Annotated in this window: 16 protein-coding genes; 3 read left to right on the top strand and 13 right to left on the bottom strand. The window is 33.6% G+C overall.

Features of this window, described 5'->3' with window-relative positions:
* Positions 1-17 precede the first annotated feature (17 nt).
* From ACYQ5R_RS12515 to ACYQ5R_RS12490, 6 genes are read right to left on the bottom strand one after another with little or no spacing between them, the layout of a single operon-like run.
* Positions 18-1,664 carry an AMP-binding protein gene (locus ACYQ5R_RS12515; RefSeq protein WP_460191299.1) on the bottom strand — a complete coding sequence of 549 codons (1,647 nt, stop codon included), beginning with the start codon at positions 1,662-1,664 and terminating at the stop codon, positions 18-20.
* 58 nt (positions 1,665-1,722) lie between these two features.
* A complete protein-coding gene (locus ACYQ5R_RS12510) occupies positions 1,723-4,620 on the bottom strand; it encodes an FAD-binding and (Fe-S)-binding domain-containing protein (RefSeq protein ID WP_460191298.1) in 2,898 nt (965 codons plus the stop codon).
* A 3-nt stretch (positions 4,621-4,623) separates the two neighbouring features.
* The gene (locus tag ACYQ5R_RS12505) at positions 4,624-5,058 is read right to left on the bottom strand and encodes a protease complex subunit PrcB family protein (protein ID WP_460191297.1); all 435 of its coding nucleotides are present in this window, start codon (positions 5,056-5,058) and stop codon (positions 4,624-4,626) included.
* Positions 5,059-5,064: 6 nt separating this feature from the next.
* A complete protein-coding gene (locus tag ACYQ5R_RS12500) occupies positions 5,065-5,409 on the bottom strand; it encodes a tRNA-binding protein (protein ID WP_460191296.1) in 345 nt (114 codons plus the stop codon).
* On the bottom strand, positions 5,402-7,249 hold the full coding sequence (locus ACYQ5R_RS12495; protein ID WP_460191295.1) for an OmpA family protein: 1,848 nt from the start codon (positions 7,247-7,249) through the stop codon (positions 5,402-5,404). Before ACYQ5R_RS12495 ends, ACYQ5R_RS12500 begins: the two co-directional genes overlap by 8 nt.
* Positions 7,246-7,725, bottom strand: coding sequence for an Mpo1 family 2-hydroxy fatty acid dioxygenase (locus tag ACYQ5R_RS12490; RefSeq protein WP_460191294.1), 480 nt, complete (start codon positions 7,723-7,725; stop codon positions 7,246-7,248). The genes ACYQ5R_RS12495 and ACYQ5R_RS12490 overlap by 4 nt, the downstream gene beginning before the upstream one ends.
* Before the next feature lie 44 nt (positions 7,726-7,769).
* Between ACYQ5R_RS12490 and ACYQ5R_RS12485 the strand changes: the two genes are divergently transcribed.
* Positions 7,770-8,324: a thioredoxin family protein gene (locus ACYQ5R_RS12485; protein ID WP_460191293.1), complete on the top strand. Its 555-nt coding sequence runs from the start codon at positions 7,770-7,772 to the stop codon at positions 8,322-8,324.
* 168 nt (positions 8,325-8,492) lie between these two features.
* Here ACYQ5R_RS12485 and ACYQ5R_RS12480 read toward each other — a convergent pair whose 3' ends face one another.
* The 7 genes from ACYQ5R_RS12480 to ACYQ5R_RS12450 all read right to left on the bottom strand — a co-directional run bounded on the left by ACYQ5R_RS12480 (position 8,493) and on the right by ACYQ5R_RS12450 (position 13,269).
* On the bottom strand, positions 8,493-8,993 hold the full coding sequence (locus ACYQ5R_RS12480; RefSeq protein ID WP_460191292.1) for an N-acetyltransferase family protein: 501 nt from the start codon (positions 8,991-8,993) through the stop codon (positions 8,493-8,495).
* 1 nt (position 8,994) lies between these two features.
* Positions 8,995-9,531 carry a YfiT family bacillithiol transferase gene (locus ACYQ5R_RS12475; RefSeq protein ID WP_460191291.1) on the bottom strand — a complete coding sequence of 179 codons (537 nt, stop codon included), beginning with the start codon at positions 9,529-9,531 and terminating at the stop codon, positions 8,995-8,997.
* On the bottom strand, positions 9,528-10,214 hold the full coding sequence (locus tag ACYQ5R_RS12470; protein ID WP_460191290.1) for a tetratricopeptide repeat protein: 687 nt from the start codon (positions 10,212-10,214) through the stop codon (positions 9,528-9,530). Before ACYQ5R_RS12470 ends, ACYQ5R_RS12475 begins: the two co-directional genes overlap by 4 nt.
* A gap of 7 nt (positions 10,215-10,221) precedes the next feature.
* On the bottom strand, positions 10,222-11,073 hold the full coding sequence (locus ACYQ5R_RS12465; protein ID WP_460191289.1) for a hypothetical protein: 852 nt from the start codon (positions 11,071-11,073) through the stop codon (positions 10,222-10,224).
* A 90-nt stretch (positions 11,074-11,163) separates the two neighbouring features.
* Positions 11,164-12,096: a peptidylprolyl isomerase gene (locus tag ACYQ5R_RS12460; RefSeq protein ID WP_460191288.1), complete on the bottom strand. Its 933-nt coding sequence runs from the start codon at positions 12,094-12,096 to the stop codon at positions 11,164-11,166.
* A gap of 36 nt (positions 12,097-12,132) precedes the next feature.
* Positions 12,133-12,768 (bottom strand): hypothetical protein, encoded by a 636-nt coding sequence (locus tag ACYQ5R_RS12455; RefSeq protein ID WP_460191287.1) that lies wholly within the window; start codon positions 12,766-12,768, stop codon positions 12,133-12,135.
* A 6-nt stretch (positions 12,769-12,774) separates the two neighbouring features.
* Complete coding sequence (locus tag ACYQ5R_RS12450; protein ID WP_460191286.1) at positions 12,775-13,269, bottom strand: RNA polymerase sigma factor; 495 nt, start codon at positions 13,267-13,269, stop codon at positions 12,775-12,777.
* 109 nt (positions 13,270-13,378) lie between these two features.
* Between ACYQ5R_RS12450 and ACYQ5R_RS12445 the strand changes: the two genes are divergently transcribed.
* Positions 13,379-14,017 carry an NUDIX hydrolase gene (locus ACYQ5R_RS12445; protein WP_460191285.1) on the top strand — a complete coding sequence of 213 codons (639 nt, stop codon included), beginning with the start codon at positions 13,379-13,381 and terminating at the stop codon, positions 14,015-14,017.
* Between the two features lie 36 nt (positions 14,018-14,053).
* A complete protein-coding gene (locus ACYQ5R_RS12440; protein ID WP_460191284.1) occupies positions 14,054-14,863 on the top strand; it encodes a lysophospholipid acyltransferase family protein in 810 nt (269 codons plus the stop codon).
* Positions 14,864-14,889: the final 26 nt, after the last annotated feature.

The following is a 14,889-nucleotide window of genomic DNA, read 5'->3' as shown; positions in this document are numbered from 1 at the left end:
GTTTTTTTTAAAGTTAATTATACTTCAAAAACAATTTTATCAGACTCTTTAAACCAGCTTTTATAATATTCTTGATGTATTTTTTCAATACGATTACGACGAACTTTTAAAGTTGGTGTTAACAATCCATTATCCACAGTCCATTGTTCTTTCATTACAACCAGTTTCTCCAGATACTCGTGTTTCTCAAACCCAGGGTTCACTTTTTGAATCGCATCTTCTAAAGCTTTAATCAATTCAGATTTGTTCATTCTACTCCCAACCTCAGAAATTACTACCAATCCAATAGGTTGTGGAATACCTGTACCCACCACACATACTTGCTCAATGACGGGTTCATCTTCTAACAACAACTCAATAGGTGCAGGTGAAATATATTTGCCTTTATCTGTCTTAAACTGATCTTTAGCACGCCCAATGATTGATAAAAATCCATCATGATCGTATTCACCTAAATCACCTGTATGAAAAAATCCATCTTTATCCATTACCTCTGCAGTCATTTCAGGAGCTTTGTAATATCCTTTCATAAGGCACTTATTCTTTATTAGAATCTCTCCTTCTTCAGAAAACTTGATATCAACTCCTGGCAATGCCTTACCCACTGTGCCTACTTTATTAGCATTTGGCATATTAAAATGCGAAATACAACAATCTTCAGTCATACCATACACCTGTAGTATTTCAATGTCTAATTTTGTATACCAATCAATCACCTCCTTTGCCAGTGGCGCTGCCGCAGATAGAATAATATTCGCATGCTTTAAACCTAACTTCTCTTGAAGTTTTGATTTAATGAGTTTATTTAAAAATGGTATTTTCAATAACAGCTTTAGGCGTTTTCTTCCTATTGTATCAACTATTTTCTCTTGAAATTTTGTCCAAATTCTCGGCACTGCAAAAAAGGCGTGCGGTTGCGTTGCCTCTAAGTCAGCAGCAAATGTTGCCAAAGATTCTGGAAAACGAATACAGGCTCCTAAAGTTAAACCATAGGTCATTATTTGACGCTCTGCCACATGTGCTAAAGGTAAAAAGGAAAAAAATCTAGGAGTTGACGGTAGAATTAAAATGTTCTTCAAAGTATTAATACTTGTCATAACATTTCTAACTGTATGCATTACGCCTTTAGGTGTACCCGTCGTACCTGATGTGTATATTATCGTGTGTAAGTCCTCAGAAGTATGCCGCGCCAAGTTTGACAATTCATCTATTTTTTTTACTAATTGTTCCCAAGAAAGATCTTCTTGTACACCATAGGCCTCAATACCAATTATTGGAATATCGGGTATACCTGCTCTTTGTTTTTCATAAAAATCTAATTTACCAACTATAATAGCTTTCGATTCACTGTGTTCTAAAATTTGCCGTATAGATTCAGCGTTCAATGTTGGATAAATTGGAATAGAAATGTGTCCGCTCATCATTATAGCTAAATCTGCCATAATCCAATGTGCACAGTTTTTAGAAATTAAAGCAATATGACTTTTGGGCGGTAAATTTAAATCCTTGAGATATTGTGCAATTTTTCGAGCTTCAACCCCAACTTTTTTATATGAATACTCTTTTAGTGAGCCATCGAATGGTTGTTGTAAATAAATGTTGTTAGGAGCTTCTTTTTCCCAGTATAAAAAGGCCTCTAAAGGCGCTGAAAAATTATGAGCCATATGATAATGTATTTCTCGTTTTGTTAGTTAAGAATAGGGTGTTGTGTAAATATACAAATTAAACCAACGCATTTAACAAGACAGTAACAGGGTGCAATGCCTCTCTTTGTGCACCGTCTTTAATTTGATGTCTACAACTAGTACCTGATGCCACAATTAAGGTATCTTCGGGAGTATTTCTTACTTTGGGAAATAATGTATCCTCTCCAATCTGCATACTCAGTTGATAGTGTTCCTTTTCAAAACCGAATGACCCTGCCATACCGCAACAACCAGTATTCATTATGCGCACATTATAATTTTTAGGAAGATTCAACATTTTAAATGCGGGATGCATACCTATTAACGATTTTTGATGACAGTGACCATGCACTTTAACCATCTTTCTTTCTGCAATGAATTGACTCTCTTTTATAGAGCCCTTATCAATTTGACGTGCGATAAACTCCTCAATCGTCAAACAGTTTCTGCTCAGCACCGCAGCAGCATCTTTATCTTTTGCAACTCTAAGATATTCATCTCGGAATGTCAGAATTGGTGTTGGTTCGATTCCTATTAATGGAGTATCTTTTGATATAATGTTTTTAAAAATGGAAATATTCTTGTTTGCAACCTTTTTGAATTCATCTAAAAACCCTTTAGTTACCAAACTGCGCCCACTTTCTTCATGAGCTACCATTTGAACTTCGAAACCAAGACCTTGCAGTAAGTGAATAGTATCCTTACCTATCTGCACATCATTATAATTGGTAAACTCATCACAAAAAATGTATACCAATCCGTTTGTCCCTTTTTTAAAAGGTTGCTTGTTAAACCATGCTCTAAATGATTGTTTTGCCAACTTAGGAATACTGCGTTCCTTGGGAATGCCAAGTATTTTTTTTGTTATTTGTAAGTCCAATATAGCATTGGCTAAATGCGGCACTTTACTACCAATAGCATTGTATTTTTCATTAAATCCGAACAGCTTATCTCTAAAACTTGGAGGATTTTTCTTTTGGTATTGGTATAAAAATTCAGCTTTTAAAGTAGCTACATCAACATTACTAGGGCACTCACTTGCACAAGCTTTGCAACTTAAACACAAATCAAATACCTCTTTTAATTCTTTGTGATTGAACTTATTTGAATTATCTGAATTGGTTAAAAATTCTCGCAGAACATTGGCACGAGCTCTCGTTGTATCTTTTTCATTTTTTGTTCCTCTATAACTAGGGCACATTGTTCCGCCTGCCTCAACAGATTTTCTACAATCTCCAGAACCGTTACATTTTTCTGTAGCACGCAAAATACCTTGCGAATCAGTAAAATCAAAAATTGTTTCAACATCAGGTTCTACTCTACCCAGTTCGTATCGCAAATTCTCATCCATAGGATAAGGGTCTACAATTTTACCTCTATTAAATATATTATTAGGGTCGAATGTCTTTTTTATTCGTTTGATTAATTGATAGTTTTGATCACCAATCATCATAGGTATAAACTCTGCCCTAACAATTCCGTCTCCATGTTCACCACTAAAGGTCCCCCCATAGCGTTTTACCAATTTGGCTGTTTTGGTTGTGATTTCTCGAAACAGTCTTACATCCTCTTTCTTCTTTAAGTTTAAAATCGGACGTAAATGCAATTCTCCAGCACCAGCATGTGCATAATAAACTGCTTCTTGCCCATAGTTTTCCATCATCTCAGAAAACTCTTCAATATACGCTGGCAAATCAGCTACACTTACAGCAGTGTCTTCTATACAAGCAACAGCCTTATTATCTCCTACAATATTTCCTAGAAGACCTAAACCAGCTTTTCTCAAAGTGATGGCCTTATCTATATCTGAACCTACTAAAACAGGATAAGCATAACCAAAGTTTTGCTTTTTCAATTCCGCAATTAAGGCTTCAGCTTCTGATTTGGCTGTTTCTTCTGAGGTAGCCTTTAACTCCATCATTAAAACTGCTTTGGGATCACCTTCGATAAAAAACCGATTTTTTAATTGCTCTCTATTATTTTTTGTACAATCTAGAATGGTTTTATCCATGAGTTCACACATATATAAGTTGTGATTTATAGAGGTTACCACCGCTTTCATACATTCATTTATTGAATTAAAATGAGCAGCCACCATTACATTGTATTTTGGCGGCAATTTGTCTAGATTAAGGGTAATCTCAGTAATAAAAGCTAAGGTACCTTCACTGCCTGCTAATAACTCACATACATTTATACGCCTACTATTACCCCCAAATAAATCACTCGTAAGCAGCGAATCTATCGCATATCCTGTATTTCTACGATGAATTTCTGGTTTCGGAAATTCTTTTTTTATTGCTATTTGATGTGCCTTAACACTCAATTCATCATTAAGACTTCTGTAAATAGCACCTTCTAGATTATTTTGAGAGGTTTTTTCTATGAATGTTTCTGAATCAATCTCATTAAAAACAGTTTCAGAACCATCTGACAAAATCGTTTTAAGTTGTATAACTTTATCTCTTGTTACTCCGTATTTTATAGAGGTAGTTCCTGACGAATTATTACCTACCATGCCACCAATCATACATCTGTTGGAAGTAGATGTATTCGGACCAAAAAACAATCCATAAGGAGCAAGGTATCTGTTTAAGTCATCTCGAATAACTCCAGGTTGTAACGTAACAGTCTGTGCTTGTTCATCTAACCGTATAATAGCCGTAAAATGCTTTGAAACATCAACAACAATTCCATCTCCCACGCATTGCCCTGCTAGTGATGTGCCCGCTGTTCTTGGTATTAATGAACAATCATTTTTATTAGCAAAAGCTATTAACGTTTTTAAGTCTTTTTTGTTCTTTGGATAAGCAACTGCCAGCGGCAATTTTCTATATACAGATGCATCTGTTGCATATAAAGCCTTATGTAGTGTATCGAAATGTAATTCTCCGTCAAGAGAAGATGCCAATACATTTAATTGGTCTAAACTCACGCTTTATTCACTCTTTTTAAATATTACTTCTTTCTCAGAGCGTTTAGTTTTACACATATAAAATGGTTGGGTAATAGCCATTGTTGCCATACCTTTTGGAGCCGTTTCAACATAATGCACTTCCATAGCATCTTCTTTTTCAACAATTTTAGAAACTGTTATCGAATATCCTCCAGAAGATCTTTCGCCCATAAATAGTGCTAAAACCATTTCTTCTTTAAGATCTATTTCTGGCACCTGATAACCTGGTTTTCTAGTTTTATTAATTTGAGCATACAGCTGTTCTAAATCAGACTGACTTTTTATTACAGAGTTTTTAGCACTTTGAAAACCACCAGAACTATCTTTAATTAGCATTTCAAACGCCAAATAATTTGTCTCTTTTTGAGATGCACAACTCATACATAATAGTAATAATACCAATCTAATTTTCTTCACAATTCATCAACTTATTTGTTCTCCATTTTTTAATGAAGGCTTGTTTGTTTGTAACAAAATCACATCTGCTCCTTTTTGAATCCCTAATACCAATACCTCACTTTTAAAGTTAGCAATTTGTCTAGTTTCAAAATTAACAACAGCACAAATTTGTTTGCCCAACAATTCTTCTTTCGTATATAACGATGTTATTTGTGCACTCGATTTTTTTACACCTAAATCTCCAAAATCTATATGAAGCTGATAAGCTGGCTTTCTTGCTTTTGTAAAATCATTCACTTTAACAATAGTTCCTATTCTAAAATCGATTTTGGAAAAATCGTCAAAAGAAATTATTTCTTTATTATTCATTAATTACAATAAATTCGGTACGTCTATTTGCTTGATGTTCTGCTTCTGAACATTTAACACCATTCGAACACTTATTTACCAATTGTGTTTCTCCAAACCCTTGTCCTGAAAGCCTACTAGCATCAATTCCTCTACTAACAATATAGGCAATTGTAGACTTCGATCTTTCTTCTGATAAACGCATGTTATAAGCATCTGGAGCCCTACTATCTGTATGTGAATTGATTTCTAATTTAATATTCGGATTTTCTTCCAAAATCTTGACAACATTATCTAATTCTATTGCGGCATCTCTTCTAATCTTAGCAGAGTTCAAATCAAATAAAATTGGATTTGTTCGAATCATTTTCACATTTCTAATTGTAACAAAATCTTGGAATTCCTTTAAGAATAAGTCTTTATTGATAACAGCATTTATAACTGTACCAGTTGTTACATTTTCAAAAGCTGGTAAATAATTTTCAAATTCTGCTTTAACCTCATAACTACTTTCACAATTCAAATCTGTAGTGAAATTATACTCACCACCAATACCAGTAGTAACAGTTTCTATTACCTCATTATTATAGGATAATTGCACCTCTACTCCTATTAATGGTATTTTGGTTTCTTGACTTACCACTGTACCTACTATAAACTGATTACAGTATACTGGAGTTAACATAAAATCAGATATGATAGTAGCTGAATTCGTGTTATCTGATCTTACTATATTTGTTGCTGTTTCATGAGTATCGGTAGTTACAACTACGTTATACGTCTTTTCGCAATCTATTTTAAAGCTATATGCTCCATCAATTGTAGTTATTGTGGTATCCACCGTAACACCATCAACCATTAATTCAACTCTTGCATTTTCTAGTGGCTCATCAGTTGTAATATCTCTAACAACTCCAACAATTGTCTGATTACAATCTATAGGTTTCATTCTAAAACTAAATATGTCAGCATCTCCAACTCCTTTCCTAGAGGAAGAAAAATATCCAACTCCTTTTTCTGGACTAACTGCTAAAGCAAAATCGTCGTATTCTGAATTTAATACCTTCAAATTGTTTAAGTCACTAAATCCTTGTCCATCATATTTAGCACCATAAACATCTAAATAACCCACACCATTCGGATGCCCATCAGAAGTAAAATAAAATTCGTTATTGGTACTTAAAAAAGGAAATAGCTCATTACCTTTCGTATTAATCGTCGGTCCTAAATTTTCAGGAACTCCATAGGCTCCATCCTCTAATAATGCTACTTTATACAAATCCAATCCACCATAACCGTTCTCATCATCTGAGGCAAAAAACAACGTCTTTCCGTCTGGACTCACATGCGGATAACGCACAGAGTGCTCTTCACTATTAAAAGGAACTGGAGCTATATTTGTGGCAATACCAGCATCATCTACAGTAGCCCTAAATATGTTTAATATATCTAGTTTATCACTACTTCTTTCAAATTTATTCGCTTCGTCTGTATCTATATAATTATTTAAAGTAAAGAAAATCGTTCTGCCATCTGGTGTAAAAGTAATATCCGATTCATGAAACATATTGTACCGCTCAAAACTAAATTTGTCAATTAAAACCAATTCTCCTTGATCTCCAATAAGTGCCTTGTAAAATCTAAGAAAACCCATTCGGTTATTCTTGCGGTGTCTTTTCTTTGTGTCTACATCTTTTTTAGATGAAGCGAACAACACCATATCATTTTTATAAAAAACAATGCCAAAATCAGCATTTTCACTGTTGATAGCTTCGTTTTCAACTTTCTCAAATCTTTGAAAGTCTTGTGAGTACAATACAACACTACACAAGAAAATAAGTAGGAATAAGAACTTTTTCACAGGTATTTTTTATTGTTTTTAGATGTTAGCTTATAAATAACCCATGCAGGGCCAATAAGTAAAAATTGAATATCTTTTAAAAATGATGGTTTCTTTCCCTCAATCTTATGACCGTAAAATTGACCAATCCATGCTACTACAAATATACTAACTGAAGTAATTAATAATGGTAAAAATTGTGCTAAATAATAGTTGCCCACAATGCATGCAATGCTAAATAACGCGATTTTAATAAACATACTAAAAGATAATCTCAAATAAAATATCAGGACCATTAGTAAAATTACAGTAGCCCAATTTTCAATTATTGGATTGTTTAGATTGGTAATATTAGCAATAGATGAAGCGGGTATACTCATAATTAAACCAACAATACTAAAAAATATTGCAGGTACACAAATATAATGAATTGACTGATTGGTTTCGTTCTGATGACTGACAGCATACTCATCAAACCATTGGTGTAAGGTCTTCATATTTTGTACTTTTGAATGATCTAAAGTTACAAATTTTAAAAATCATGGCAAGAACTCCTTCAAACATGTTGGCACTGGGTACGAAAGCACCTTACTTTAATCTAATTGATACTGTTTCAAATCAATACAAAAACTTAGATAAAATTAAAGGTAAAGGTGGCATGGTAGTACTGTTTATATGCAACCACTGTCCGTTCGTAATTCATGTAAACAATACTATTGTTGCTTTGGCTAACGAGTATCTAGCTAAAGGTATTGGATTTGTAGCTATCTCCTCTAATGATGTGGTAAACTATCCTCAAGATAGTCCTGATTTAATGAAAAAAACAGCACAAGAATTGGGGTACCCTTTCCCCTATTTATATGATGAAACGCAGGAAGTTGCCAAGGCATATGATGCGGCTTGTACCCCTGATTGCTATTTGTTTGATAGTGATTTAAATTTGGTATATCGCGGGCAATTAGACGATTCGAGACCAGGAAATGGAAAACCAGTGACTGCAGCAGATATGAGACATGCCCTAGACTGTTTGTTAAACAATACTGAAAATAAGGAAACTCAAAAACCGAGTATTGGTTGTAATATTAAGTGGAAATAGGATTGTATCCATTCTAAAATTATTCTTTTATAGATAATGAATTTTCAACCATATGAATAAATTTATCTCTAATTTTCTGGCTACTCCTATTACCAACAAAAAACAACAAACTAAACGGCATACAGAAAAAAGTGGAAATAAAAATGTGAGAATAATTTATTTCATTTTTTAAGAAGCTAACCATTTATCTAAATTCAATTGCCAAAACCCTACGGCAATCCATTTATTAAATTTTCTACCAACCCCATCAAAATGTCCAACTTTCTTAAAGCCAAATTTTTCGTGAAAAGCAACACTTTCATCATTTGGCAAAGAAATACCGCCTAATACAACTTGGTACTCTTGTTCCTTTAATTCATCTAATAAAGCCTTGTATAATTTACTTCCCACCCCTCTTTTTTTTCTTTCTGGATGCAAGTATACCGTACTTTCTACGGTTTGGTTATAAGCTGGTTTTTGACGCCATTTACTGGCATAGCTAAAACCAATTACCTCTCCATCTTGTTCATATATAAAACAGGGAAAATCTTTATGTATACGTGTAATTTTAGCTAAATAACCTTTAACGGTATAGGGCTCAAAATCAAAGGTAACAATGGTGTGCAACACATAATAATTGTATATGTCAGTTAGCGCTTGAATATCCGATTCTTGAAAAGGCCTTATCATTTTACTTCCACCCTTTTCGAATCAACAATTGATTGATATGCTGATAATGATGTTCACAATGCCACGCATAAATACCAATATTCTTTTTTAAGCTTACCTCGCTATTTGTTTCTGGATGAATAAAAGAGCGATTTAAATCTTCTTCGGTAAGCGTTTTTAATAGATAAACCCACTTACCATGTAATGCTTTTAAATAGAGTAAAGCTAACTCTACAGGCCCGTATTTAGTATCGACTAAATTGGCCCAACGATCTTCGTAATAGGCTTTAATTGTAGGCCTAAATTCGGTTAAGGTCCATTTAAACCGTATATAACTATTGGTATGACTATCGCCTAAATGGTGAACAACTTGACGTATTGTCCAACCCTCTGGTCGATATCTTGTATCTAATTGCTCTTTAGTTAGATTTTGTATAAGCTTTTCTATTTTACGAGGATGCTCTTCTATAATACTTATCCAACTTTCAATGTACTTTGAGGTTATTTCTAAAGGAATATTTGCTTTACCTATTGGGAATTTTAGTTGCTCATCTATCATTCTGCTCTGTATTTATTTATCATGTTTTGAGCACGACGATTGCCACTATCTAACTCTAAAGATTTTTTATAATTTTCTAAAGCTTTTACAGTATCACCTGCTTTTAAATAGGCCTCTCCTAAACTGTCGTATACATTAGAGCTGTTTGGATACATAGCAACATTAATTTTAAATACCTCAACAGCCTCAGCTGATTTATCCTCCCTCAATTTATTATATCCCCATCTATTCATTCTAGCTTCTTCTATTATTGGATCTAAAGAGTCTTTTTCTTTGATTGCCACAAATCCTTCAAGCGCTTTTTGGTACTCTCCTGCTTCAAAATATTCACCAGGAACCATTTCTCCTGCATTCATTTTTCTGAACTTAAATTCAAGCTCATCAGTTTCTTTTGAAATAAAACAGATATACCAAACACCCTCTTCCGGATGTTCTTTAAATCGAATTTTCTCCTGCATTTCTTTCACAAAAAATGCTCCCTCACCCATATCCATTGGTTTGATATTATCAGCGCCATTCCATTTTAATACTAATTGTGAATCTGTATAGGAAACCTCTATTATCTGATCCGAATTAAACAAATACCTACCTTCTGTATTTGCCATATATTCTAGTGAAATATTTGATTCTTTAGAACAAGCAACACAAAGAATCAATGCCATAAAACAAACAATCTTTTTCATTAATTTTTTAGAAATTAGCTGTTAACATAAATAAAGGTCCGTGAAATCCAACGCGAATACTTCCGTTCCAGTTGCTTTGATCTATATTTAACTTGGTTATAAAATAACGATAACTCACTCCCACTCCAACATTTTTTATTACTTGGTATCTAACACTTGGAGCAAGATTCCAAAGCGAACCAGAATATTCCTTAATGGTCAAAGCAAACCAATCTATACGGGCTGTTAAAGCTAATTTTTCATTTGGAGCCCAATAATACCAAGTACCTATATTTGGAACCGGTGCAATTACCTCTGCATCTCTTCGTTCAAAACCAAGACTATCGTCGTCTAAATAGACACTTCCCTCCAAATAGGTTTTTATATCCATAGCATGTGCACCAAGTCCCACACCCCATTCGTGTTTATCTCCCGATGTAAGCGTTCTACCAAAGAATATACGATACATGTTAAGTCCAAATCCTATCTCTGCTTCTAAACCAGCAACAAACTCCACGTCTTCCCATTCTAAATTTTCTTCTAATACAGTTCCATACGAAGTACGAACATTAAAATATTCTACTCCTAAATGCCATTTTTTACTAAAACGCCAAACCACACTACCGGCAAAAGTTTCTTCTCTTTGATCGAGATCAAAAGACTCATTTAAATCTATAACATCATTTTCAGAAGAACCATCTATACCAATTTTAATGGTTTTTGACGGGGCGTACAATCCTGCAGTAACCAAAAATTTATCAGTAAGAAGCGGGTGTTTTTTTAATTCTAAAATGGTATCTGTTTCTGATTGATTTTGCGCGAATATTCCCGCACTAAAGAACAGAGATACGAATAATATAATGTAAGTCAGCTTTTTCATAAGTTGTGAATTAAAATGCGTTACCAACAAATGTAATATTTTTTAGCTTTGACTACAATTAAAAAACGCTCCTAAAAAGGAGCGTTTAAATTATTTCACATTAACAAGTTCTACATCAAAAATTAGCGGTGCATCTGGTGGAATTACACCTCCAGCTCCCCTACTACCATAAGCCAACTCTGATGGAATTACAAACCGAGCCTTGTCTCCTACTTTTAAAAGTTGAATACCTTCGTCCCAACCTGAAATTACTTGACCAATACCTACATTAAAATCTATTGGTTGTTTTCTTTTATAAGAGGAATCGAATACTGTACCATCTAATAACTGGCCTTTGTAGTGCACAGATACCATAGCTCCTTTAGTTGCTTTCTTACCATTACCTTCTTGTAAGATTTTGTATCGTAAGCCACTCTCTGTTTTATCGTACCCAGCAGATGCTTTATCTAATAACTCATCCTGCGCTTTTTGAGCCTCAGCAATTCTAAGTTCACGTTCTCCTTCAAATACTCGAAAGGCTTCTATAGCATTAAATTGCTCTGCAGACTCACCTACACGAATAATCTCAACTTTTTCAATTATATCTCCTTGAGCAACAGCATCAACTATATCTTGACCTTCTACTACATTACCAAACACACTATGCTTATTGTCTAACCATGGCGTTGCAACATGTGTAATAAAAAATTGCGAACCATTTGTACCGGGACCTGCATTTGCCATAGATAAAACTCCTGGTCTGTCATGCTTTAATTCTGGGTGAAATTCATCATCAAACTGATACCCTGGATTACCCGAACCAGTGCCTTGTGGGCAACCACCTTGAATCATAAAATCAGCAATTACTCTATGAAACTTTAACCCATCGTAATAAGGAGTACCTTGAGGCTTTGCAGAATTTTCTAAATTTCCTTCAGCTAGAGCAACAAAATTACCAACCGTACCAGGTGTTTTTTCAAATTCTAAATTCACTAAAATTTCACCTTTAGGTGTAATGAATTTTGCGTATAATCCGTTATTCATTTTCAAAGATTTAAATTAAGGCTGCAAAGATACCATTTAGTTATCTAATTGCTTTAACTCTTTGTGATTTTTCTTTAGTCGACGTAATAATATGCCATATATGATTCTATAGATAACTAAAAATAGTCCGATCATTACAATCATAGTAACAATTACAACGGTTAATAAGACAGTGTTTGGAAAATCCTCAGGTACTTTAGACATGATTTTATACATCTGAATATGCTCTGTATCTGAAAAAATTGCAGTAATTAAAACAGCAGATGTAAGTGCCATAAAACCAATGTTAAAATAGATATATTGCTTAACGGTTTTTCTCGTATTTAAGATACTCTCCATTAAAGCCTTGGCCGTATTATCGGCCTTAATAGTTTTATAATTTTTATAAAATAAATAAATAAAATAAATAATAATGGCGTACGATAAGATAGAAATAACAGTTACCCAAGTACCAATACCAATTTCTTGGTAAAAAATGATATCTCTCTTAACATCTCTTATAAACACCAAAGAGTTTATTAATACAAATTCTAAAATACTAATTATAAAAATCCACTTTACCATTGAAGAAGATTTTCGGTGTAGCATTCTATAGATTTCGTCTGTTGAAACTCGATGTTCTGAATAATCTTGTGCTTTCCAAGCGCCTTTTAGTTTATCTAATTCATCCATATTTTTTTAAGGATTTAGAATCGTTTTTAGTTTGCTTTTTATTCGGTTCACTTTTACTCGGGCATTCACTTCACTTATACCCATTAGGTCAGCAATTTCTTTATATGGCTTGTCTTCTAAATACAATAGTATTAAGGCTTTTTCTACATCGCTTAATTGATATATTGCTTTATACAATAATGCCATTTGCTCTTCAATTTCCCCATCGTATTCTTGCTGTGCCAATTTGTATTGCACATCAGTAATATCGCTGGTAGCAATAGTTCTTTTTGATTTTCTATAAAGCGTAATGGCCGTGTTTAAGGCCACACGATACATCCAAGTACTAAACTTTGCATCTCCTCTAAATTTTGGATATGCCCTCCATAACTGGATCGTAATTTCTTGAAACAAATCGTTGTGCGCATCAGAGTTATTGGTATATACCCTGCAAACTTTATGCACTATATTTTGATTGGCTTCGAGCTGCGCCACAAATTGCTTTTCTAGTTGTTTAGTCACGTAAGGCCTAGTTGATTTTTCTATAAGTAGTATAAAGATATAAAATGTTACAGCATGGTTTTACATTTTTACGAATTCAATACATTTTTAATTTTTCTAAATTCGCCAAATGAAATTTTCAACACTTCAATCAAATATTTCAATTCTTAAAAACACTCCCATAAAAGGATTAGAGGCTCAGTTTGAATTGGCTCCAGAAATAAGAAAACAATATTCTGAAGACATGATTCAATTAAAAAACCCCAGAAAAGCAGGAGTGTTAGCATTATTCTATCCAAATAAACAAGGAGATGCTACTTTTGTTTTAACAAAAAGAGCGCAATACAATGGTACACATTCTTCTCAAATAAGTTTTCCAGGAGGAAAAGCAGAGCAAATTGATAAAAATTTAGCCGATACAGCTATTAGAGAATGTTTTGAAGAAATAGGAATACCACAAGAAAAAATTGAAGTTATTCGTGAGTTTACTGATGCATATATACCCCCGAGTAACTTTTTGGTAACACCTTTTCTCGGACTCATAAATTACACGCCACAATTTACCCTAAATAATGAGGTTGCAACAATAATAGAAGTAAAGTTATCTGAGCTTATGGACAACAAAAATCTAGTCCTCAAACAGATGAACACTTCTTACATGAAGAATGCTATGATACCTTGTTTTAATTTTAACAACCACATTGTTTGGGGCGCAACAGCTATGATTTTAAGTGAAATCAAAAGTTTATTTATTGATATAAATGGCTGAGAAATTTTGTAATTTTGCACTTACAAATTAAAACCTATGGGGCTTTTTAAGCGCAATCCGTTTGGACATATTTTATTTATAAAAAAATGGTTGATTCGTATTTTAGGAATCATCTCTCACGGACGGTACCGTAGATTTAATGATCTTAAGATAGAAGGATCAGAAATTATTAGAGACTTACCTCACAATAATGTATTGTTTGTTTCTAACCATCAAACATATTTTGCCGATGTAGCTGCTATGCTTCATGTTTTTAATGCCTCTCTAAAAGGAAGAGTTGATACCATTAAGAATATTGGATATATCTGGAATCCTAAATTAAACATCTATTATGTTGCTGCCCTAGAAACAATGAAATCAGGATTGTTACCAAAAATATTTGCTTATACTGGTTCTATTTCTATACAACGTACATGGAGAAGTGAAGGGAAAGAAGTGAATAGACAGGTTAAAATGTCTGATATAACCAATATAGGTACTGCCCTAGATGATGGTTGGGTTATTACATTTCCTCAAGGGACTACTACACCATTCAAACCTATAAGACGAGGTACTGCACATATTATTAAGACCTACAAACCAATAGTTATACCTATAGTAATTGATGGTTTTAGAAGATCATTTGACAAAAAGGGATTGCTTATTAAAAAACGTGGCGTATTGCAATCTATGGTCATCAAAAAACCTCTTGAATTAGATTATGAGAACGACTCTATTCAAGACATCGTTTCGAAAATTGAATTGGCCATTGAACAGCATAAATCATTCCTTAAAGTTGTTCCTGAAGAAGAGTATCAAAAATCAGAAGAAGCTCTTAATAAGAAACGTACTTTCTGGAGAAGCTAATTATCTACTTTTTTGATATTACTATT

This window comes from Urechidicola sp. KH5 (genome assembly GCF_054661455.1).
Note: the sequence above shows the minus strand (reverse complement) of the source record. Positions and strands in the feature narration are given on the sequence as shown.